The sequence below is a fragment of the Pseudomonas sp. 2822-17 genome (assembly GCF_002742485.1).
Lineage (GTDB): Bacteria > Pseudomonadota > Gammaproteobacteria > Pseudomonadales > Pseudomonadaceae > Aquipseudomonas > Aquipseudomonas cyclaminis.
The window spans coordinates 1-231 of the sequence record NZ_LJRZ01000453.1; the positions used below are offsets into that span (position 1 = coordinate 1).

Sequence of the window (231 nt, forward strand, 5' to 3'; positions counted from 1 at the left end):
TTATATCACCTTTAGCATTAATTAAGATTAATCCACTTCCCATATTTTCTATTAATGTTTCCAATCTTTCTTGCTGAACTTCATAGGTGGTCGTTATACGATTTAAGTTTTCTGCTAGTACATTGAGGGATTGATTTAATTGTCCAGTTTCTAAACCACTAGCTTCATAAGATCTTGCTTCAAAGTTACCCTTTGCTAATTCATTAGCAACCTTTCTCGCCTCTTCTATTG

1 protein-coding gene is annotated in these 231 nt (G+C 33.3%); it reads right to left on the reverse strand.

Translation table 11 applies throughout. The annotated features are described in order from the left end of the window. On the reverse strand, positions 1 to 231 hold a 231-nt coding region (locus tag AOA60_RS16690; protein ID WP_158235038.1), incomplete at both ends, for a HAMP domain-containing protein.